Below are 18,703 nucleotides of genomic sequence, written 5' to 3'. Positions count from 1 at the left end.
GGGGCGGCGCGGCGCGCGGTGCGCAGGCCGCTGCGCGCGGGCGAGGGCGAACCGCTGCCGATGATGCTGCCGCCGGAGCCCCGACCCGGGCTGCGCGGGCGCACCTGGCGGCGCACCGGGCTGCGGCGCCAGTCGCGGCCGGGCGCCGGGGAACCCCAGGACCGCTGAGCCGCCGGACCCGGCCCGCCGGGTCCGAGCCGGTGAACGCCGGACCACACAACCACTGAGTTCCTGAAGTACTGAACTGCTGAAGTACTGAGTTGGGGAACCACCGGGTTCCGGGGCACTGGGGGCTGAGTCGCCGCGTCCCGGAGCCGGGGGCGTGGAAGACTCGCGGGCGTGGGCTCGCAGATCACGCTGACCGTCCGGCTCTCCCCCTCGGCGCTCGACACCCGGCGCGGGGTGGTGCGGTTGCACCCGGAGGTGCTCGACGCGCTCGGCCTGCGCCAGTGGGACGCGGTGCGGCTGACCGGGGCGCGGGTCAGCGCCGCGCTGGCCGCCGCCGGGGACGGCACCGGGCCGACCGGGGTGGTGCTGCTCGACGACGTGACCATGTCGAACCTGGGCGTCACCGAGGGGTCCGAGGTGGTCGTGGCCCCGGTGGAGGTGGCGCGGGCGACGTCGGTCACCGTGTCCGGCTCCCGGCTGGCGAGCACCTCGCTCACCCCGGAGACGCTGCGGCTGGCCTTGGTCGGCAAGGTCTTCACCGTCGGCGACGCGGTGTCGCTGCTGCCGCAGGACCTGGCGCCGGGCACCGACGCGGGCGAGGTGCGCGGCAGGCTGTCCCGCGCGATCGGCGCCACCTGGACCAACGAGCTGCTGACCATCACCGCGGTCGAGCCCGCGGGCGTGGTCACCGTGCACCCCTCCACCGTCGTCGGTTGGCGCGACGGCGCGCGGACCGGGGAGCGGGCGGCCGTGCCGGTCGGCGGGGCGCCGGTGGCGGTGGCCGCGCCCGCGCCCGCGGTGGCGTTCACCCCGGCCGAGCAGCAGGCCCCGGAGCCGTTGCCGCTGGCCGACCTGGTCGGTTCGCGCGCGGCGGCGCGCACCCTCGCCGAGTGGTTCGAGCTGGCCTTCACCCGTCCCGACCTGCTCGAACGCCTGGGCGCCGACGTGCGGCTGGGGGTGCTGGTCACCGGGCCGGAGGGCGTGGGCAAGGCGAGCCTGGTGCGGGCGGTCGCGCACGCGGCGGACGCGGCGGTGGTCGAGCTGGTCGGGCCGACCGCGGCGGTGCTGGAGGCGAACGCGGCGGCGGCGCGGGTGACCGCGGCCGTCGAGGCGCTGCGCGCGCACTCCGACGCGGGGCGCGCGGCGGTGCTGCTGGTCGACGACCTGGACGTGCTGCTCCCGGCGACCACTCCCCCGCCGCTGGCCACCGTCGTCCTGGACATCCTGCGCGCGGCGGTCGACCTGCCCAAGACCGCCCTGGTGGCCACCTCGGCGCACCCGGAGGCGGTCGACGCCAGGGCGCGCGGGGTGCACCTGATCGACCGCGAGCTGGCAATTCCGCTGCCGGACGCGAAGACCAGGGTGGAGCTGCTGCGGGTGCTGCTGCGCGACCTGCCGGTGGAGTCCGGTGTGGACTTCGGGGTGCTGGCCGAGCGCACCCCCGGTTTCGTCGCCGCCGACCTGGTGGCGCTGCGCCGGGAGGCCGCCATCCGGGCCGCCCTGCGGGACCAGGACACGCCCAGCATCACCGCCGACGACATCGTGGGCGCCCTGGACACCGTCCGCCCGTCGTCGCTGTCGTCGTCGCTGCGCACCGGGGACCTCAGCCTGGACGACGTCGGGGACATGGTGGAGACCAAGCAGGCGCTGACCGAGACGGTGCTGTGGCCGCTGCGCTACCCGGACTCCTTCGCCCGCCTCGGGGTCGCCCCGCCGCGCGGTGTCCTGCTCTACGGCCCGCCCGGTGGTGGCAAGACGTTCCTGGTGCGGGCGCTGGCGGGCACGGGTCAGCTCAACGTGCTGTCGGTCAAGGGCGCGGAGCTGATGGACAAGTGGGTCGGCGAGTCCGAGCGCGCCGTCCGCGACCTGTTCCGCCGGGCCGCCGAGGCCGCCCCCGCGGTGATCTTCCTGGACGAGATCGACGCCCTGGCCCCCCGCCGCGGCCAGTCCTCCGACTCGGGTGTCTCCGACCGCATCGTCGCCGCCCTGCTGACCGAGCTGGACGGCGTGGAACCCCTGCGCGACGTGGTCGTCATCGGCGCCACCAACCGCCCGGAACTCGTCGACCCCGCCCTGCTGCGCCCGGGCAGGCTGGAGCGCCTGATCTACGTGCCGCCGCCGGACGCCGAAGCCCGCGCCGCGATCCTCAAGGCCACCGCCCGCAACACCCCGCTCGCCGAGGACGTGGACCTCGACGCGTACGCGGCGGGTCTGGAGGGGTACTCGGCGGCGGACTGCGCGGCGCTGATCCGGGAGGCGGCGCTGACGGCGATGCGGGAGTCCCTGGAGGCCACAGTGGTCACCGCGGAGCACCTGCGCGCGGCGAGCGCGGCGGTCCGGCCGTCGTTGGACCCGGCGCAACTGGCCGCGTTGGAGGCCTACGCCGCCCAGCGGTCCTGAGCGGGTCCACTGTGGATCGGGGCAGGCTGTCCGGGTGCGCCGGTGCGCACCCGGACGGTCAGGGCTACAGGCGTTCGATGATGGTGGCGTTGGCCGTGCCGCCCGCCTCGCACATGGTCTGCAGGCCGTAGCGGCCACCGCGCTGGTCGAGGACGCCCAGCAGGGTGGTGGCCAGGCGGGCGCCGCTGGCGCCGAGGGGGTGGCCGATGGCGATGGCGCCGCCGTTGGCGTTCACCTTCGCCGGGTCGGCGCCGGTCTCGGCGAGCCACGCCAGGACGACCGAGGAGAACGCCTCGTTGACCTCGAAGGCGTCGATGTCGGCGATGGTCAGGCCCGCCTTGGCGAGGACCTTGGCGGTGGCCGGGATGATGCCGGTCAGCATGAAGATCGGGTCGTCAGCGGCCACGGTGGCGGTGTGGACGCGGGCGCGCGGGCGCCAGCCGCGGGCGGCGGCGATCTCGGCGGTGGTGAGCAGGAGCGCGGCGGCGCCGTCGTTGTAGGGGCTGGAGTTGCCCGCGGTGACCTTCCAGTCGATCTCGCCGAAGCGCTCGGTCCAGTGCGGGGCGGCGAAGGCGGTGCGCAGGCCGGACAGGGCCTCCAGCGAGGTGCCGGGGCGGATGGTCTCGTCGGTGTCGAGCTGGGTGACGGTGCCGTCGGCGTGCGTCACCTTGAGCGGGGCGACCTCGGCGGCGAACCGGCCCTCGCGCCAGGCGGTGGCGGCGTTGTGGTGGCTGGCCAGGGCGAACTCGTCGAGCCGGGCCCGGGACAGGCCCCACCTGCGGGCGATCAGCTCGGCGCTGACGCCCTGCGGCACCAGGCCGCCGTAGCGGCGGGCGATCGACGGGCCGTGCACGTCGACACCGACGCCGTCGACCTTGCCGGAGCTGCCGATCGGCACCCGGCTCATCGACTCCACCCCGGAGGCGATGACGACGTCGTAGGCGCCCGCGACGATGCCCTGGGCGGCGAAGCTCAGGGCCTGCTGGCTGCTGCCGCACTGGCGGTCGACGGTCACCCCGGGCACCGATTCGGGGAACCCGGCGGCCAGGGCGGCGTACCGGGTGGTGTTGCCGCTCTGCTCGCCGACCTGCCCGACCGCGCCGCCGATCACGTCGTCGACCTCGGCGGGGTCCAGGCCGTCGACCCGGTCGACGAGCGACCGGAGGGCGTGGGCGTGCAGGTCGACCGGGTGCACGTCGGCGTAGGCGCCGCCGGGCTTGCCCTTGCCGAGGGGGGTGCGAACAGCTTCGACGATGACCGCGTCCCGCATGGTGTCCTCCTCCGTGATCGGACCGAATGGTCCGGGACCGACTGGTCCACTATGCGCCGCACGGAGAACGGGGGTCAACAAAAAGCGGACCGATCAGTCCGTAATCTCGGTCACCGCCGGGACCGCTCGCGGGATTACTTGTCCTTGGGGTTCTGGTAGTCCTGGGTGACGATGAGGATCAGACCGGGCGAGGCGTCCTTGATGCCGTCGAAGCGGGCCTCGGAGCGGATGCCGAAGTCCGCGGCCAACTCCTGGGCCGCCGCCTCCTGCCCGGAACCGGGCTGGAAGTAGACGGTGGTGACCGGGATCTTGCCGCCGGAGTAGTTGCCGGTCTCGGCCACCGTCCACCCGCGAGCGGCCAGGTCGCGGCCCGCCTCCTCGGCGAGACCCTTGATGAAGCTGTTGTTGTAGACGCGCACCGGCTCGGACCTGGTGCTCGGCCCGGCGCCGGGGACCGGGGCCCCCGAGGCGGCGGGCGGCGCGGGCGGGACCGCGGTCGTCGTCGTGGTCGCGGCCGGTGGCACCGTCGTGGTGGCGGGCGCGCTCGGCTCGCTCGGTGCCGACGGCATCGACGTCGACATCGAACCGGTGGTCGCGGGCGAACTCGTCAGGTCACCGCTCGGCGGGGCCGGTGCGGTGACCGACGACGAGGCGGGCGGCGCGGCGGAGGTGTCGCCGGTCCCGTTCACGATGGTGACCACGCCGATGACGGCGGTCACCGCGGCCACCCCCATGAGGGCGAGGCCGATCAGGCGACCGGGTCGCGCGGGTCCGGAAGGGTCGGTGGTCATCGAGGGTCCATCCCCAGCCTGCGCGCCGAACCGGCGCGCTTCCTGCTCGCTCGCAACCGGCGCAGCCTGGTGACCAACGCCGGTTCGGCCTCCACGGCCGCGTTCTTGTCGATCAATTCGTTGAGCACCTGGTAGTAGCGGGTGCCGGACAGGCCGAACTCCTCGCGCACCGCCTGTTCCTTCGCGCCGGGCGACTTCCACCACCGCCGCTCGAAGGCGAGCATGGCGACTTCCCGCTCACTGAGGTCCCCCGACGCGCCCGGCGCGGCGTGCCCGCCCGGCTCGGCGGGCAACTCGGCGGCGTCCATCTGGCTCCTCGCATCCCGGGTGCGGTCCTGCGCGCCCATTACACCACGTCACCACCCGCTGTGATCGACACCGCGTCGGCGCGTCCGGGCCCGATCCTGGCTAATCTGCCGCCATGACAGTGCGCCCCATCGTCATCGTCGGCGACCCGGTGTTGACCACCCCGACCACGCCGGTGACGGAGTACGACGATTCCCTGAAAGCCCTGGTCGAGGACATGTTCGACACCATGGCCGCGGCCAACGGCGTGGGCCTGGCCGCCAACCAGATCGGCGTCGACCTGCGGGTGTTCGTCTACGACTGCCCCGACGACGAGGGCAACCGGTACCGCGGCGTGGTCGCCAACCCGGTGCTGGAGACCTCGGCCGTCCCGGAGGGGATGCCGGACCCGGAGGACGACTTCGAGGGGTGCCTGTCGGTGCCCGGCGAGTCGTTCCCGACCGGGCGGGCTGCCTGGGCGAAGGTGACCGGCACCGATCTGGAGGGTGCGGCGATCGAGGTGGAGGGGACCGGGTTCTTCGCTCGGTGCCTGCAGCACGAGACGGATCACCTGGACGGGTTGCTGTACCTGAGCAGGTTGGTGGGGCGCAACGCGCGGGACGCCAAGCGGATGCTGAAGGCGAACCGGTGGAATTTCCCGGGGAACACTTGGGACCCCGCTACCACTGGCGATCCTTTTGCTGAGGACGAGGACTAGAGCTGGGCCGCGGGGTTCTTTCAAGAGCCCGGAATTTTTTGGGGGTGTGCCCGGGTGGATTCTGCTCGGCTGTAGCCGGGTTCAAAGCCCGGGATTTTCTCGCTGGCACCCGGGTGGGTGGATCCGCTTGGGCGGGGCCCCTACGCCGATCATGCGCCCAGTGTGACCGAGTGGGGCTGAAGAGATGCCCCACAGCCCAAGCAGGCTTGCACATGATCGGCTCCCCCACCCAAGCAAATCCACCCACCCGGGCATTTCCGTAGCCGGGCTGGCGGCTGCGGGGGTGGCTGGTTTTCGCTGCGCCCTGTGGGGTTGCGGGTGGCGGGCCGCCAGGCTGGAGGGTGGCGGGGTGGTCGGCGGCTGCGTTCGGTGGGGTTTGGTGTGGCAGGCCGATGGTCGGGAGTGGTCGGTGGGGTTTGGCGTGGCCCGCTGGCGGCCGGCGGTTGCGGGGGGCCGCTGGGCCTGCGGGGTTCGGGTGGCTGATGGCCGGGCCGGTGGCCTTCGGGGCGGGAGGCCGTGGTGTTCGGGGTGGCCCGGTGGGCGGGCCTGCGGTGTGCGGGTGGTCGGCTCGGGGGTGTCAGGTACGCCAGGGGAGCGGGGGCAAGGAGGCCATGGCGGCGATGCCGTCGGCGGCGGAGAGTTCGTCTTCTCGGCCTGCCATCAGGTAGGTGCGGATGCGGCGGGCCTGGGCGCGGGTCGGGTTCTCGCCGACCAGGAGGAAGGGCAGGGCCAGGCGCCAGAAGCCGACGATGCCGGGGCGGCGGCGTTCGGCGCTGCGGAGGCAGGCGACCGCGAGGCGGAGGCTGTGCTCGTCGGGGCGCATGGCGGCCGGTGGGGCGGTGTGGTCCCAGGCCCAGCGGGCCTGGTCGGCGCTGGCGCAGACCAGGCAGTCGAGGGCGCCGGAGCCCAGTTCGGCCCGGCACTCCGGGCACGGGGTGCGCCGCATCGCCCAGTCGTCGCAGGTCCAGGGGTGGGAGCCGGGTTCGTCGGCGAGGACCAGGGCGGCCAGTTCCCGTTCCTCCGGGGTGCCCTCGGCTACGCCGTTGCCGGACAGGAGGGCGCCCCAGTCCGCCAGCCAGTAGGCGTCGACCCGCTCGGCGCAGTTGGGGCAGTCCGGGTACCCGCGGCCGACGAGGTCGCCGCACGCCGAGCAGGGCTTGGCCAGGGCGGGGCGCCCCAGGAGTCGGGCGCCGGGCGGGTACGGCTGGGCCATGGCCAAACCCTAGTGCGCGGGAGGCCCTCCGGACGATGATCTTTGCGAACCAGTCGGGAGGCTCACCGCCTCCCCGCGAACCCGCTCCCGAACCGGAGTCGACCTCGCCCTGCGGGCACCGACCACCGTTCTGTTCGATTCTCGCCCACGGCACCCCGGTGCTGTGAAAAGCTCACGGCATGAAGAAGGCACTGGGGCGTCTGGGCGCCATCACCGTCATCGCCGGTTCACTCCTCGGGTTCGCGGCGGGCACCGCTTCCGCGGGGAACCCGGAGTACATCCGCAGCTACCAGCGGCAGGCCGACTGCGAGCGCGCCGCGGACGAGATCCGCAGCGGGGCCGACCTCGCCGCGTACTGCACCTGGGACAAGGGGCACACCGAGTGGGACCTGTTCGTCCTCTCGCTCTGAGCTGAACCCGAGTCCGCACCCGAGGTGCTGCTCCCCGGTCGCCTCGACCGGGGAGCAGCACCTTTTTCGTGGCGGTCCCCGGCCGAACAGGCGCACGACGAGGGCCGCCGCGGCGGGAGGGGGTCACCCGGCCGCGACGTGAACAACCCGTCGGGCGGGTTGGCACGGAACCGGGCGCCGGCTAGGGTCGGGGCGACAACCGAATACCGAAACCGCGGGAGCTCGCGCCATGGCGGGCTGAGAGGGCGGCTGGTGTCCATTCCACGGACCCGGTGCCGCCGACCGATGAACCTGACCGGGTAATGCCGGCGTAGGGAGGATTCTCGTGACCACGCTTGACGACCGTTCCGTGCGCCCATCGGTGACCACCGGCCCCATCTCGGGCTCCGGCAAGGTCTACCGCGACGCGGGGGAGGGCCTGCAGGTCCCGGAGCGGCGGGTGGCGCTCAGCAACGGCGAGCACCTGGACCTGTACGACACCTCCGGCCCGTACACCGACGAGCACGCCACCATCGACGTCCACACAGGACTCGCCAGGCTCCGCCAGGACTGGGGTCTCGACCCCGTGGGCGGCGCCGTCACCCAGTTGGCGTACGCCAAGGCGGGCATCATCACCAAGGAGATGCGGTTCTGCGCGGCCCGCGAGGGGGTCACCCCGGAGTTCGTGCGGGACGAGGTGGCGATCGGGCGGGCGGTGATCCCGGTCAACCGGTGCCACCCGGAGTCCGAGCCCGCGATCATCGGGAAGAAGTTCCTGGTGAAGATCAACGCCAACATCGGCAACTCCGCCGTGTCCTCCTCCATCGAGGACGAGGTGGACAAGATGGTGTGGGCGACCCGGTGGGGCGCGGACACGATCATGGACCTGTCCACCGGCAAGCGCATCCACGAGACCAGGGAGTGGCTGCTGCGCAACTCCCCCGTCCCGGTCGGCACCGTGCCGATCTACCAGGCGCTGGAGAAGGTCGACGGCGACCCGACCAAGCTGTCCTGGGAGGTCTACCGCGACACCGTGCTGGAGCAGTGCGAGCAGGGCGTGGACTACATGACCGTGCACGCGGGCGTGCTGCTGCGGTACGTGCCGCTCACCGCGAAGCGGGTCACCGGCATCGTCTCGCGCGGTGGGTCGATCATGGCCGCGTGGTGCCTGGCGCACCACCGGGAGAGCTTCCTCTACACGCACTTCGAGGAGCTGTGCGACATCCTGCGCGCCTACGACGTGACGTTCTCCCTCGGCGACGGGCTGCGGCCCGGGTCGATCGCCGACGCCAACGACGAGGCGCAGTTCGCCGAGCTGCGCACCCTGGGTGAGCTGACGCACATCGCGCGGGCCAAGGACGTGCAGGTGATGATCGAGGGCCCCGGCCACGTGCCGATGCACAAGATCGCCGAGAACGTGCGGCTGGAGGAGGAGCTGTGCGGTGAGGCACCGTTCTACACCCTCGGTCCACTCGCGACGGACATCGCCCCGGGCTACGACCACATCACCTCGGCCATCGGGGCGGCGCAGATCGGGTGGCTTGGCACGGCCATGCTCTGCTACGTCACCCCGAAGGAGCACCTCGGCCTGCCCAACCGCGACGACGTGAAGACCGGGGTGATCACCTACAAGATCGCCGCGCACGCCGCCGACCTGGCCAAGGGCCACCCCAAGGCCCAGGAGCGCGACGACGCGCTGTCGCGGGCCCGGTTCGAGTTCCGCTGGACCGACCAGTTCAACCTGTCCCTGGACCCGGACACCGCCAAGTCGTTCCACGACGAGACGCTGCCCGCCGAGCCCGCGAAGACGGCGCACTTCTGCTCGATGTGCGGGCCGAAGTTCTGCTCGATGCGGATCACCCAGGACGTGCGCAGGTACGCCGAGGAGCACGGGATGTCCTCTGTGGAGGCGTTGGAGGCGGGCATGGCGGAGAAGTCCGGCGAGTTCGTCGACCACGGCAAGCAGGTGTACCTTCCGGTCGTGACCAGCCCTGCGAGCAACGGGTAGCGATGATGCAGACACCGCCACGGACGCTGACGATCGCGGGCTCGGACTCCGGCGGGTGCGCCGGGTTGCAGGCCGACCTGCGGACCTTCTTCGCCTGCGGGGTGCACGGCACGACCGCGGTCACCGCGGTCACCGTGCAGAACTCGCTGGGCGTGACCGGCGTGCACACGATCCCGCCGGAGGTGGTGGCCGCGCAGATCGAGAGCGTGGTCACCGACATCGGCGTCCAGGCGGCCAAGACCGGGATGCTCGCCACCGCGGAGATCATCGCCGCGGTGGCGGGCGCCTGCGACCGGGTCGGCATCGGCCGGGCGGGCGACATCCCGTTCGTGGTCGACCCGGTCGCGGCCTCCATGCACGGCGACCCGCTGCTGCACGACGCCGCGCTCGACTCCTACCGCACGGAGCTGTTCCCCCGCGCGACCCTGATCACCCCGAACCTCGACGAGGTCCGCCTGCTCACCGGCCTGGACGTGACGAGCCGCGCCCAGCAGCGCGACGCGGCGAAGGCGCTGTTCGAGTACGGCCCGCAGTGGGTCCTGGTCAAGGGCGGGCACCTCTGGGGCGACCCGGAGTGCCTGGACCTGCTCTACGACGGTTCGGAGTTCACCGAGTTCGTGGGTCCCCGGTTCGACACCAAGCACACCCACGGCAGCGGCGACACGCTCGCGTCGTCGATCACCTCGGCGCTGGCCAAGGGCGCGGACGTGGTGTCGGCGGTGCGCGCGGGCAAGGCGTTCATCGTCGAGTCGGTGCGCGGCGCGTACCCGGTCGGCGCGGGCGTGGGCCCGGTGTCGCCGCTGTGGCGGGTGCCGGACGCGGCGCAGTTCCTGACCCCCGGGTCCATCACCGGCTGACAACGCCCAGGACAGGGCCACTTTTTCCGGGTGATCACCGGTAGCGTCCCGCGCATGAGGGTGACCATCCTGACCGCCGGTTCGCGCGGTGACGTCGAACCGTTCGTGGCCCTGTCCCTGGGTCTGCTGGCGGCCGGGCACGAGCCGGTGATCGCCACCCTGGCCGAGTTCGAGCCGATGATCACCGGCGCGGGCGTCCCGTTCGCCCCGCTGCCCGGGAACTCCAGGGCGGTGCTGGCCGGTCCCGAGGGCCAGGCCCTGATGGCCGAGCGCAACCCGTTCCGGCTGATCAAGCGGATGCGCGCGGTGATCGGCCCCGCGCTGCTGGAGGCGCACCCCGCGGCCGAGGAGGCGTGCGCGGGAGCCGACCTGGTGGTCCACCACACCATGGCCGTGTTCGGCATCACCATCGCCGAGCGCCTCGGTGTGCCCTCGGTGGCGGCGCACCTGTTCCCCAACAGCCCCACCCGCGAGTTCCCCATGGTCGCCATGCCCAGCGCCGTCCCCGCCGCGCTGAACCGCCTGACCTGGCGCATCGCGGAGTCCCTGCCCTGGCGGGCCTTCCGGCCCCTGCTGGACACCCGCCGCGCCACCCTGGGCATGCCCCCGCTGTCGCGCCGCCCGCTGTCGCGCTGGCCCACCGGCGCCCCCGCCCGCCTCTACGGCTTCAGCCCCGCGGTCGTCCCACCGCCCGCCGACTGGCGCGCGGACGACCACGTCACCGGCTACTGGTTCACCGAGCACGGCGCCTACACCCCGCCCCGGGAACTGGCGGACTTCCTGGCGGCCGGGCCCCCGCCGGTCTACCTGGGCTTCGGCAGCGCGTCCGGCGGCAGCCCCGAGGAGACCGCGGAGCTGCTGCTCTCCGCCGCCAGGGCCAACGGCCTGCGCGCCGTCCTCAACACCGGTTGGGCCGGGCTCACCGCCACCGCCGAGGACACGCTGACCATCGACGACGTGCCGCACTGGTGGCTGTTCCCCCGGGTCCGGGCGGCCGTGCACCACGGCGGGGCGGGCACCACGGCGGCGGCGCTGCGCGCGGGCATCCCGTCGGTGGTGGTGCCGTTCTTCGCCGACCAGTTCTTCTGGGGCCGCCAGGTGGCGAAGCTGTCGGTGGGCGCGGTCACCGCCTCCCGGGACCGCGTCACCGCCCCCGAGCTGGCCGAAGCCCTGCGCACCGCCCTGACCCGCGCGCCCCGGGCGCGGGAGCTGGCGGCGGAGCTGGCGGGCGAGGACGGGGTGGCGACGGCGGTCGAGGTCTTGGAGTCCCTGGTCCGCTGACCCTCAGACCAGCAGCTCCCTGGCCAGTTCGGGGTCCATGTTCCCCCCGGAGACGACGGCGACGGTCTTGCCGCGCGGCAGTTCGTCGCCCCGGAACAGGTAGGCGGCCGTGGCCACCGCCCCGCTGGGCTCGGCGATCAGCCGGGCGCCGCGGGCGATGGTCGTCACGGCCCGCCGGATCTCGTCCTCGCTGACGGTGACGATCCCGTCCACCAGCGAGCGCTGGTGCGCGAAGGTCAGCGCCGACGGCTGGCTGCGCAGCCCGTCGGCGATGGTCCGGTTCCGGTCGGCCACCGACCACGGGGTCAGCTCCCCCGCGGCCAGGCTGGCGGCGGTGTCGGCGGCCAGCTCCGGCTCCACCGCCCACACCTGCGTCGACGGCGACTTCGCCTTCACCGCGACGGCGATCCCGGAGATCAGCCCACCCCCGCTGACCGGCACGAGCACCAGGTCGGCGGCCAGGTCGGCGATGATCTCCAACCCGATCGTCCCCTGCCCCGCGATCACGTCGACGTGGTCGAACGGCGGGATCAACGTGGCCCCGGTCCGCTGCACGACCTCCGCCGCCACCACCTCCCGCTCCCCGACCGCCGACAGGACGACCTCGGCCCCGTGCGCCCGGGTCGCCTCGACCTTGACCGAGGGCGTGTCGACGGGGACGACGATCCACGCCTCGATCTCGAACACCTTGGCGGCGTAGGCGACGGCCTGGGCGTGGTTGCCGCTGGAGTAGGCCACAACCCCACGACTGCGCTGCTCGTCGTCCAAGGCGGCGATGGCGTTGAACGCCCCCCGGATCTTGAACGCCCCGACGGGCTGGAGGTTCTCCGGTTTGAGCCACAGTGGACGGTCCGGGTCGGCCCACGGGCACGGCAGCAGGGGAGTGCGCACGGCCACACCCGCGATGCGGTCGGCGGCGGCTTCGATGGCGTCGACGGAGACCAGTTCCACCCGCACAGTCTGCCCTACCCACGCAAGTCCACAGTGGACACAACAGTGTAGCGATGCTCACTTTCCGTCAACCTTTCCCGGCCGCCGCACGTCCACCCCACGGCAAGCTGAAATCAACGTTGGAACGGAAGGCATGAGCAAGCAGGAGGACAAGCAGGGCATCAAGCCCGCCCAGGTACTCGCCGCAGCGCTGGCGGCGGCCACCGCCGCCGTGCTCGGCTCGACACTGGGCGTGGCGGGCACGGTCCTCGGAGCGGCCGTGGCCAGCATCATCAGCACCGTCGGCGGTGCCGTCTACCTCAAGTCGCTGGAGCGCACGCGGGAGAGCGTCCGCACGGTCACCGCCCGCGTCACCGGCCGGGGCAGCGTCATCACCGTGAGCACCCCACCGGAGCAGGACTCGGCGGAAACCCCGGCCGAAGCCCAGGCCACCGGCGACGAGGTCGACGACACCGAAGAGGTCGCGGTCGAGACCCGCCCCCCGTCGACCCCCCGCACCTGGCGCAAGCCCCTGGTGCTGGTCGCGGGCGGCCTGCTGGTGTTCGCCATGGGCATGGCGGTGGTCACCGGCCTGGAGTGGGTGCGGGGAGAGCCGCTGTCCGGCGGCGGGAGCACGACCGTGGGCAGCCTGGTCTCCGGCAAGACCGGCAACACCGACAAGACCACGACGACCACGGTGGTGATCACCACCCCACCGACGGCCACGACGGCGCCCACGAACACCGGCACCGACGAGCCCACCACCACGAACACGACGTCGGGCAGCGAAACCCCGACCACCACGGGATCGGCCCCGGAACAGACCACGACCACCGCGACCACCACGACCACCCGGTCGGTCCCCACCACGACGACCACCCAGGCCCCCTCGGCCACCCCGACGCCGTAGGGCAGGCACGGCGGGCGAAAGCCCCAGCTCGCACCCTGCGAGCTGGGGCTTTCGCCCACCCGAACCTCCACCCGCCAACGCGGTCCCGCGTGGATCAGCGGGTGGGAGCGGGCCGCAGCGGGTACTGGGACGGGTATGGCGACCTCGTTGCGGCGGGCTGTGGGCACACCCCTGCTGTACTTCTTCATCCTGGGCGACATCCTCGGCGCGGGCGTGTACGTCCTGGTCGGCGAGGTCGCGGCCGAGTCCGGGGGCGCGGTGTGGCTGCCGCTGGCCGTCGCGCTGGGCCTGGCGGCGCTCACGGCGGCGTCCTACGCGGAGCTGGCGACCAGGTACCCGCAGGCGGGAGGGTCGGCCCGCTACGCCACCGAGGCGTTCGGGCGGGTCGCCGGGTCGGTGGTCGGCTTCTGCATGCTGGCCGCCGGTGTGGTGTCCGTCGCCGCGCTGGCCAGGGCGTTCGCGGGCGACTACCTGCGCGAGCTGGTGTCAGCGCCGGTCCTGCCGGTGGTGGTGGTCTTCCTGGCGGCCCTGGCGGCGCTCAACATCCGCGGCGTCAAGGAGTCCCTCGGCGCGAACGCGGTGGCGACCGCGGTCGAGGTGGGCGGGCTGCTGCTGGTCGTCGGCCTCGGTCTCTGGGTCGTCCTGCGCGGCGACGGCGACCCCGGGCAACTGGTCGAGGTCGGCACGCCGGAGAACGGCGTCGTGGGCGCGACGCTGGCCGGCGCGGTCCTGGCGTTCTACTCGTTCGTCGGGTTCGAGACCTCGGTCAACCTGGCCGAGGAGGTCCGCGACCCCCTGCGCTCCTACCCCCGCGCCCTGTTCGGCGCCCTGCTGACCGCCGGGGCGGTGTACCTGCTCGTCGGCCTGGCCGCGGGCGCCGCCGTCCCGACCGACGTGCTGGCGGGCTCCGACGGGCCGCTGCTGGAGGTCGTGCGGGCGGCGGGCGCGGTGCCGCTGTGGCTGTTCGCCGCGATCGCGCTGGTCGCCGTCGCCAACGGCGCCCTCCTCACGGGCATCATGTCCTCGCGCCTGGCCTACGGCATGTCCCGCGACGGCCTGCTCCCGCCCGTCCTGTCGCACGTGCTCCCCGGCCGCCGCACCCCCTGGGTGGCCGTGCTCGCCACCTCGGCGCTGTCGCTGCTGCTGGCCGTCACCGGCGGCGTGTCCGCCCTCGCCGAGACCCTCGTGCTCCTGCTGCTGGTCGTCTTCACCGCCACCAACGCCGCCGTCCTCGCCCTCCGCCGCCGCCCCGACGACAAGCCCCACTTCCGCGTCTGGACCCCCGTCCCCTGGCTCGGCCTGGCCTCCTGCCTGCTGCTGTTCACCCAGATCGGGGCGGCGGTCTGGCTGCGCGGCGCCGTCCTCCTGGCCCTGGGCGGCCTCCTCGCCCTGGCGAACGTCCTCCGCGCCCGCCGCACCGAGTCCGCCACGGTCTAGTGCCCCGGGGCGGGGGGCGAACCGCGCAGAGCACCCGAGAGCAACTCGGCGGCTCCCTTCGGGTCGGAGGACTCCGTGATCGCCCGCACCACCACAACCCGAGAGGCCCCGGCGTCCACAACCCGGGGCAACCGCTCCAGGTCGATCCCCCCGATCGCGAACCAGGGCCGCGCCGGACCAGCCTCCGCGGTGGCCCGGACCAGCTCCAACCCCGGCGCGGTCCGACCGGGTTTCGTCGGCGTGGGCCAGCACGGCCCCGTGCAGAAGTAGTCCACCCCGGCCTCGTGCGAGGCGGCCACGGCCTGCCCGAAGTCGTGCGTGGACCGCCCGATCACCACCTCCTCCCCCACCACCCGCCGGGCCGCGGGCACCGGCAGGTCGTCCTGCCCCAGGTGCAGCACGTCGGCCCCGGCCGCCAGCGCCACGTCCGCCCGGTCGTTCACCGCCAGCAGCGCCCCGTGCGCGGCGCACAGCTCCGCGATCACGGCGAGGGCCCGCAGCTCAGGCCCGGCTTCCATCCCCTTCTCCCGTAGCTGGACGATGTCGACACCGCCCGCCAGCGCCGCGTCCACGAAGTCGGCGAGGTCGCCGCGTTCGGTCCGCGCGTCCGTGCACAGGTAGAGCCGCGCGTCGGCGAGCCTGCGCCTGATCTGGTCCCCGTCAAGTCCCGGCATGGCGCCGACGCTATCCCCTCCGGCCGCCCGGGCGGGTCTGCGCTACGGTGGGGGCTGGTCGCACGGGAGTCCGGACAACGGGCTGAGAGGGAGCACAGCGCGCTCCGACCGTCGAACCTGATCCGGGTCATGCCGGCGCAGGGAGCGTGATGAGGAACGTGCAGCGGATCGCCGTCGTGGGTGGCGGTGTCATCGGCCTGGCCACCGCCTGGCGGGTGGCCGCCACCGGCAGGCTGGTCACCGTGATCGACCCCACTCCCCTGCGCGGTGGGGGGTCCTGGGTGGCGGCGGGCATGTTGGCCCCGGTCACCGAGGCGTGGCTGGGCGAGGAGCACGTGCTCGCCTTCGGCGCCGAGTCGCTGGCCCGCTGGCCCGGTTTCGCCGCCGACCTGACCGACCCGCCCGGCCTGCGCCGCGAGGGCACCCTCGCCCTGGCGCTGGACGCCGCCGACGCCGAGGACCAGCACCGGTTGGCCGACTTCCTCTCCTCGCTGGGCCGGGAGGTGCGGCGGCTCACCGCGCGGCAGGTCCGCGAGCTGGAGCCGGGCACCTCACCGGTCCGAAGTGGACTCCTGGTCCCCGGTGACCTGTCCGTTGACAGCAGGCGTTTGCTGCGTTCGCTGGCAGCCCAGGCCACCGCCACGGGTGTGGAATTCCACACCGGCCAAGCGGTCTCGGTGCGCGACGGCGGTGTCGAACTCGCCGACGGCTCCACAGTGGAGTGCGACGAGGCGGTGATCGCCGCGGGCGCCTGGAGCCGCGCCCTGCACCCCGCCCTGGAGACCCTGGTCCGCCCGGTCAAGGGCGAGGTCCTGCGGCTGCGGTCCCGACCGAGCGCGCTCCCGCCGCCCACCAGGACGCTGCGCGCGCACGTCGAGTCCCGCCCGGTCTACCTCGTCCCCCGCGACGGCGGCGAACTCGTCGTCGGCGCCACCCAGCACGAGGTCGGCTACGACACCGAGGTCACCGCGGCGGGGGTGCGCGACCTGCTGACCGACGCCGAGCGGGTGCTGCCGGGCGTGCGCGAGTACGCCGTGGTGGAGGCGGCGGCGGGGCTGCGCGCGGGCAGCCCGGACAACCTGCCGCTGCTCGGCCGCCTGGGCCCCGGGGTGCTGGTCGCCACCGGGCACCACCGCAACGGCGTGCTGATGGCGCCGGTCACCGCCGACGCCGTGGTGGCCCTGCTGCGCGGCGACACCCCGCCCGACCACGTGCTGGCCGCGGCCCCGTCCCGATTCCCTGGAGCGACATGACGATCGAGGTCAACGGAACCGAACGAGAGGTCCCCGACGGCGCGACCGTGGCCGACGTCCTGGCCGCCCTCGCGCTGCCCACCTCGGGGACCGCGGTGGCGCTCAACGGGCAGGTGGTCCCCCGCAACGCCCACGCCACCACGGCCGTGCCCGCGTGGGCCCAGCTGGAAGTCCTCACCGCCGTGCAGGGGGGCTGAGCCGTGGACGACCCACTGGTCATCGCCGACCGCGAGTACTCGTCGCGGCTGATCACCGGCACCGGCGGCGCCGCGAACCTGGCGGTCCTGGAGCGGGCGCTGGTGGCCTCCGGCACCGAGCTGACCACGGTGTCGCTGCGCCGGGTGGACACCGCGGGCGGCTCCGGCGTGCTGGAGCTGCTGCGCAGGCTGGGCATCGACCCGCTGCCGAACACCGCGGGCTGCCGCACCGCCGCCGAGGCCGTCCTCACCGCCCGACTGGCCCGCGAGGCCCTGGGCACGAACTGGGTGAAGCTGGAGGTGGTCGCCGACGACCGCACCCTGCTGCCCGACCCGGTGGAGCTGCTCGACGCCGCCGCCCAGCTCGTCGACGACGGTTTCGTGGTGCTCCCCTACACCAACGACGACCCGGTGCTGGCCCTGCGCCTGGAGCAGGCGGGGTGCGCCGCGGTCATGCCGCTGGGCTCGCCGATCGGCACCGGCCTGGGGATCAACAACCCGCACAACATCGAGCTGATCACCACCCGCGCCGGCGTCCCGGTGATCCTGGACGCGGGTGTCGGCACCGCCTCCGACGCGGCCATGGCCATGGAACTGGGCTGCGCCGCGGTACTGCTGGCCACGGCCGTCACCCGCGCGGGCGACCCGGAGAAGATGGCCACCGCGATGCGCGCGGCGGTCACCGCGGGCAGGCTGGCCAGGTCGGCGGGCCGCATCCCGCGGCGGTTCTGGGCCCAGGCCTCCAGCCCTCCGCGTTGACCCGCGCCCGCCCTGGGCACAATGAGGTATGACGACTTCGGCTGACGGTGACGTCCCCGCCCGCCTGTACCTGGCCATCGGCCGGTTGTCGCGCTCACTGCGCCGCTCGGGCAGCACCGGCATGGGCCACGGCTCGATCTCGGCGCTGTCCACGCTGTCCGGGGCGGGCACCCTCCGCCTCGGCGACCTGGCGGCGAAGGAGGGCGTGGCCGCCCCGACCATGTCCCGCATCGTCGCGGGCCTGGTCGACTCCGGCTTCGTCAACCGCGAACCGGACCCGGCCGACCGCCGGGCCTGGCTGGTCACCGCCACCGAGGAGGGCGAGCGGGTCGTCTCCAGCGTGCGCAGCACCCGGATGCAGGAGCTGAGCCGCCGCCTCGACGGCCTCCCGCCCGCCGACCGCGAACTGCTGATCAAGTCCATCCCGGTCCTGGAGGCCCTGCTGGTCGGGACCCCGGAGGCCTGACGCATACGCGTTTGCAGGCCCCCAAGGCGCTGTGGAGTTCGCACGTCGTGCGAACTCCACAGCGCCTTGCACTGCGCAAGATCACAGCATGGGCTTACATTGAAACTAATTCATGACACACGAACGTAGAGGCCCGACAGCCGGTTACAGAAATGTGTGTGCACCAAGTACACCTTCCATCTCGGCAGAACAAGCAGAATCCGAAAAAGATCGGGTTTCTACTCGCGATCTCCGTTGCCGAGGAAGCGCTGACAGGGCGTTCCCGCCGCTACACCTTGACGCTTGACCATGATCAGGCGCCTGGCGATCTCTGCGGCGAGCAGTCCAGCCGCACCAACCAGAACCAGCGCGTCCTGGATGCTGCGACCTGCAGCTACCAGTGATGCGGCGACCCCCACGACGAAGATCAGGATCACCACGACGTCCGCGTGCGCCACCTGCCTGCGAGAACGCGGCAGGATTGGTTCGACCATGCATGGCGCATGGATTTGACAACTCTTCACAGGTGGATCCTTTCAACCAGTCCAGGCGATTCACTCGGCGCTGGTTGCAGCCAGCTTTGCATTGCCCGAGTCCTGCCAGTGTTGCACACCCGCGACCATCCTCGCCACGCGGAGCCCGCGTGTCGCGTCTCAACCCGAGCATCAGGGAGCAAGTCGAAAAACCGCTAATGCGCATTATTTTAAGCAATTTTTTT

At 73.1% G+C, this 18,703-nt stretch carries 19 protein-coding genes and 2 riboswitches; of the genes, 12 read left to right on the top strand and 7 right to left on the bottom strand.

The window, feature by feature from the left end; all coding sequences use genetic code 11:
* Window positions 1–339: 339 nt before the first annotated feature.
* Window positions 340–2,568 carry an AAA family ATPase gene (locus L6E12_RS06060; RefSeq protein ID WP_236226887.1) on the top strand — a complete coding sequence of 743 codons (2,229 nt, stop codon included), beginning with the start codon at window positions 340–342 and terminating at the stop codon, window positions 2,566–2,568.
* A 64-nt stretch (window positions 2,569–2,632) separates the two neighbouring features.
* Here L6E12_RS06060 and L6E12_RS06055 read toward each other — a convergent pair whose 3' ends face one another.
* The 3 genes from L6E12_RS06055 to L6E12_RS06045 form a co-directional block, all read right to left on the bottom strand.
* Window positions 2,633–3,838: a thiolase family protein gene (locus L6E12_RS06055; protein ID WP_236226886.1), complete on the bottom strand. Its 1,206-nt coding sequence runs from the start codon at window positions 3,836–3,838 to the stop codon at window positions 2,633–2,635.
* 134 nt (window positions 3,839–3,972) lie between these two features.
* Window positions 3,973–4,629, bottom strand: a complete 657-nt coding sequence (locus L6E12_RS06050) for a LytR C-terminal domain-containing protein (protein ID WP_236226885.1) — start codon at window positions 4,627–4,629, stop codon at window positions 3,973–3,975.
* Window positions 4,626–4,937 (bottom strand): DUF3263 domain-containing protein, encoded by a 312-nt coding sequence (locus tag L6E12_RS06045; RefSeq protein WP_236226884.1) that lies wholly within the window; start codon window positions 4,935–4,937, stop codon window positions 4,626–4,628. Before L6E12_RS06045 ends, L6E12_RS06050 begins: the two co-directional genes overlap by 4 nt.
* Before the next feature lie 113 nt (window positions 4,938–5,050).
* Here L6E12_RS06045 and L6E12_RS06040 point away from each other — a divergent pair, with 113 nt between their 5' ends.
* Window positions 5,051–5,632, top strand: a complete 582-nt coding sequence (locus tag L6E12_RS06040; protein WP_236226883.1) for a peptide deformylase — start codon at window positions 5,051–5,053, stop codon at window positions 5,630–5,632.
* Window positions 5,633–6,209: 577 nt separating this feature from the next.
* On the opposite strand, the gene L6E12_RS06035 is transcribed toward L6E12_RS06040, so the two are convergent.
* Window positions 6,210–6,845 (bottom strand): hypothetical protein, encoded by a 636-nt coding sequence (locus tag L6E12_RS06035; protein ID WP_236226882.1) that lies wholly within the window; start codon window positions 6,843–6,845, stop codon window positions 6,210–6,212.
* 179 nt (window positions 6,846–7,024) lie between these two features.
* Here L6E12_RS06035 and L6E12_RS06030 point away from each other — a divergent pair, with 179 nt between their 5' ends.
* The 4 genes from L6E12_RS06030 (at window position 7,025) to L6E12_RS06015 (ending at window position 11,380) form a co-directional block, all read left to right on the top strand.
* On the top strand, window positions 7,025–7,255 hold the full coding sequence (locus L6E12_RS06030) for a hypothetical protein (protein ID WP_236226881.1): 231 nt from the start codon (window positions 7,025–7,027) through the stop codon (window positions 7,253–7,255).
* A 204-nt stretch (window positions 7,256–7,459) separates the two neighbouring features.
* Window positions 7,460–7,589: riboswitch (TPP riboswitch) on the top strand.
* A complete protein-coding gene (gene thiC / locus L6E12_RS06025; RefSeq protein ID WP_236226880.1) occupies window positions 7,581–9,242 on the top strand; it encodes a phosphomethylpyrimidine synthase ThiC in 1,662 nt (553 codons plus the stop codon). Its footprint overlaps the riboswitch before it by 9 nt.
* A 2-nt stretch (window positions 9,243–9,244) precedes the next feature.
* A complete protein-coding gene (gene thiD / locus L6E12_RS06020) occupies window positions 9,245–10,099 on the top strand; it encodes a bifunctional hydroxymethylpyrimidine kinase/phosphomethylpyrimidine kinase (protein ID WP_236226879.1) in 855 nt (284 codons plus the stop codon).
* A gap of 54 nt (window positions 10,100–10,153) precedes the next feature.
* A complete protein-coding gene (locus tag L6E12_RS06015) occupies window positions 10,154–11,380 on the top strand; it encodes a glycosyltransferase (RefSeq protein WP_236226878.1) in 1,227 nt (408 codons plus the stop codon).
* 3 nt (window positions 11,381–11,383) lie between these two features.
* Here L6E12_RS06015 and L6E12_RS06010 read toward each other — a convergent pair whose 3' ends face one another.
* Window positions 11,384–12,331, bottom strand: coding sequence for a threonine/serine dehydratase (locus L6E12_RS06010; protein ID WP_236226877.1), 948 nt, complete (start codon window positions 12,329–12,331; stop codon window positions 11,384–11,386).
* A 133-nt stretch (window positions 12,332–12,464) separates the two neighbouring features.
* Between L6E12_RS06010 and L6E12_RS06005 the strand changes: the two genes are divergently transcribed.
* Together L6E12_RS06005 and L6E12_RS06000 are read left to right on the top strand one after the other, a co-directional pair.
* Window positions 12,465–13,220: a hypothetical protein gene (locus L6E12_RS06005; protein ID WP_236226876.1), complete on the top strand. Its 756-nt coding sequence runs from the start codon at window positions 12,465–12,467 to the stop codon at window positions 13,218–13,220.
* A gap of 135 nt (window positions 13,221–13,355) precedes the next feature.
* Window positions 13,356–14,657, top strand: a complete 1,302-nt coding sequence (locus L6E12_RS06000) for an APC family permease (protein WP_236226875.1) — start codon at window positions 13,356–13,358, stop codon at window positions 14,655–14,657.
* Here L6E12_RS06000 and thiE read toward each other — a convergent pair.
* On the bottom strand, window positions 14,654–15,331 hold the full coding sequence (gene thiE / locus L6E12_RS05995; RefSeq protein WP_236226874.1) for a thiamine phosphate synthase: 678 nt from the start codon (window positions 15,329–15,331) through the stop codon (window positions 14,654–14,656). The genes L6E12_RS06000 and thiE overlap by 4 nt on opposite strands.
* A 52-nt stretch (window positions 15,332–15,383) precedes the next feature.
* Window positions 15,384–15,492: riboswitch (TPP riboswitch) on the top strand.
* Between thiE and thiO the strand changes: the two genes are divergently transcribed.
* The 4 genes from thiO to L6E12_RS05975 all read left to right on the top strand — a co-directional run bounded on the left by thiO (window position 15,481) and on the right by L6E12_RS05975 (window position 18,006).
* Window positions 15,481–16,584: a glycine oxidase ThiO gene (gene thiO / locus L6E12_RS05990; protein ID WP_236226873.1), complete on the top strand. Its 1,104-nt coding sequence runs from the start codon at window positions 15,481–15,483 to the stop codon at window positions 16,582–16,584. It overlaps the preceding riboswitch by 12 nt.
* On the top strand, window positions 16,581–16,781 hold the full coding sequence (thiS, locus tag L6E12_RS05985) for a sulfur carrier protein ThiS (RefSeq protein ID WP_236226872.1): 201 nt from the start codon (window positions 16,581–16,583) through the stop codon (window positions 16,779–16,781). Before thiO ends, thiS begins: the two co-directional genes overlap by 4 nt.
* Window positions 16,782–16,784: 3 nt before the next feature.
* The gene (locus L6E12_RS05980) at window positions 16,785–17,540 is read left to right on the top strand and encodes a thiazole synthase (RefSeq protein ID WP_236226871.1); all 756 of its coding nucleotides are present in this window, start codon (window positions 16,785–16,787) and stop codon (window positions 17,538–17,540) included.
* 28 nt (window positions 17,541–17,568) lie between these two features.
* Window positions 17,569–18,006 carry a MarR family winged helix-turn-helix transcriptional regulator gene (locus tag L6E12_RS05975; protein ID WP_236226870.1) on the top strand — a complete coding sequence of 146 codons (438 nt, stop codon included), beginning with the start codon at window positions 17,569–17,571 and terminating at the stop codon, window positions 18,004–18,006.
* A 218-nt stretch (window positions 18,007–18,224) separates the two neighbouring features.
* Here L6E12_RS05975 and L6E12_RS05970 read toward each other — a convergent pair whose 3' ends face one another.
* Window positions 18,225–18,479: a hypothetical protein gene (locus L6E12_RS05970; protein ID WP_236226869.1), complete on the bottom strand. Its 255-nt coding sequence runs from the start codon at window positions 18,477–18,479 to the stop codon at window positions 18,225–18,227.
* Between the last annotated feature and the right edge of the window lie 224 nt (window positions 18,480–18,703).

Origin of the sequence: Actinokineospora sp. PR83 (genome assembly GCF_021056305.1) — a bacterium.
In the GTDB taxonomy this organism is placed as follows: Bacteria; Actinomycetota; Actinomycetes; order Mycobacteriales; family Pseudonocardiaceae; genus Actinokineospora; species Actinokineospora spheciospongiae.
This window is presented reverse-complemented; position numbering and strand designations above follow the sequence as displayed.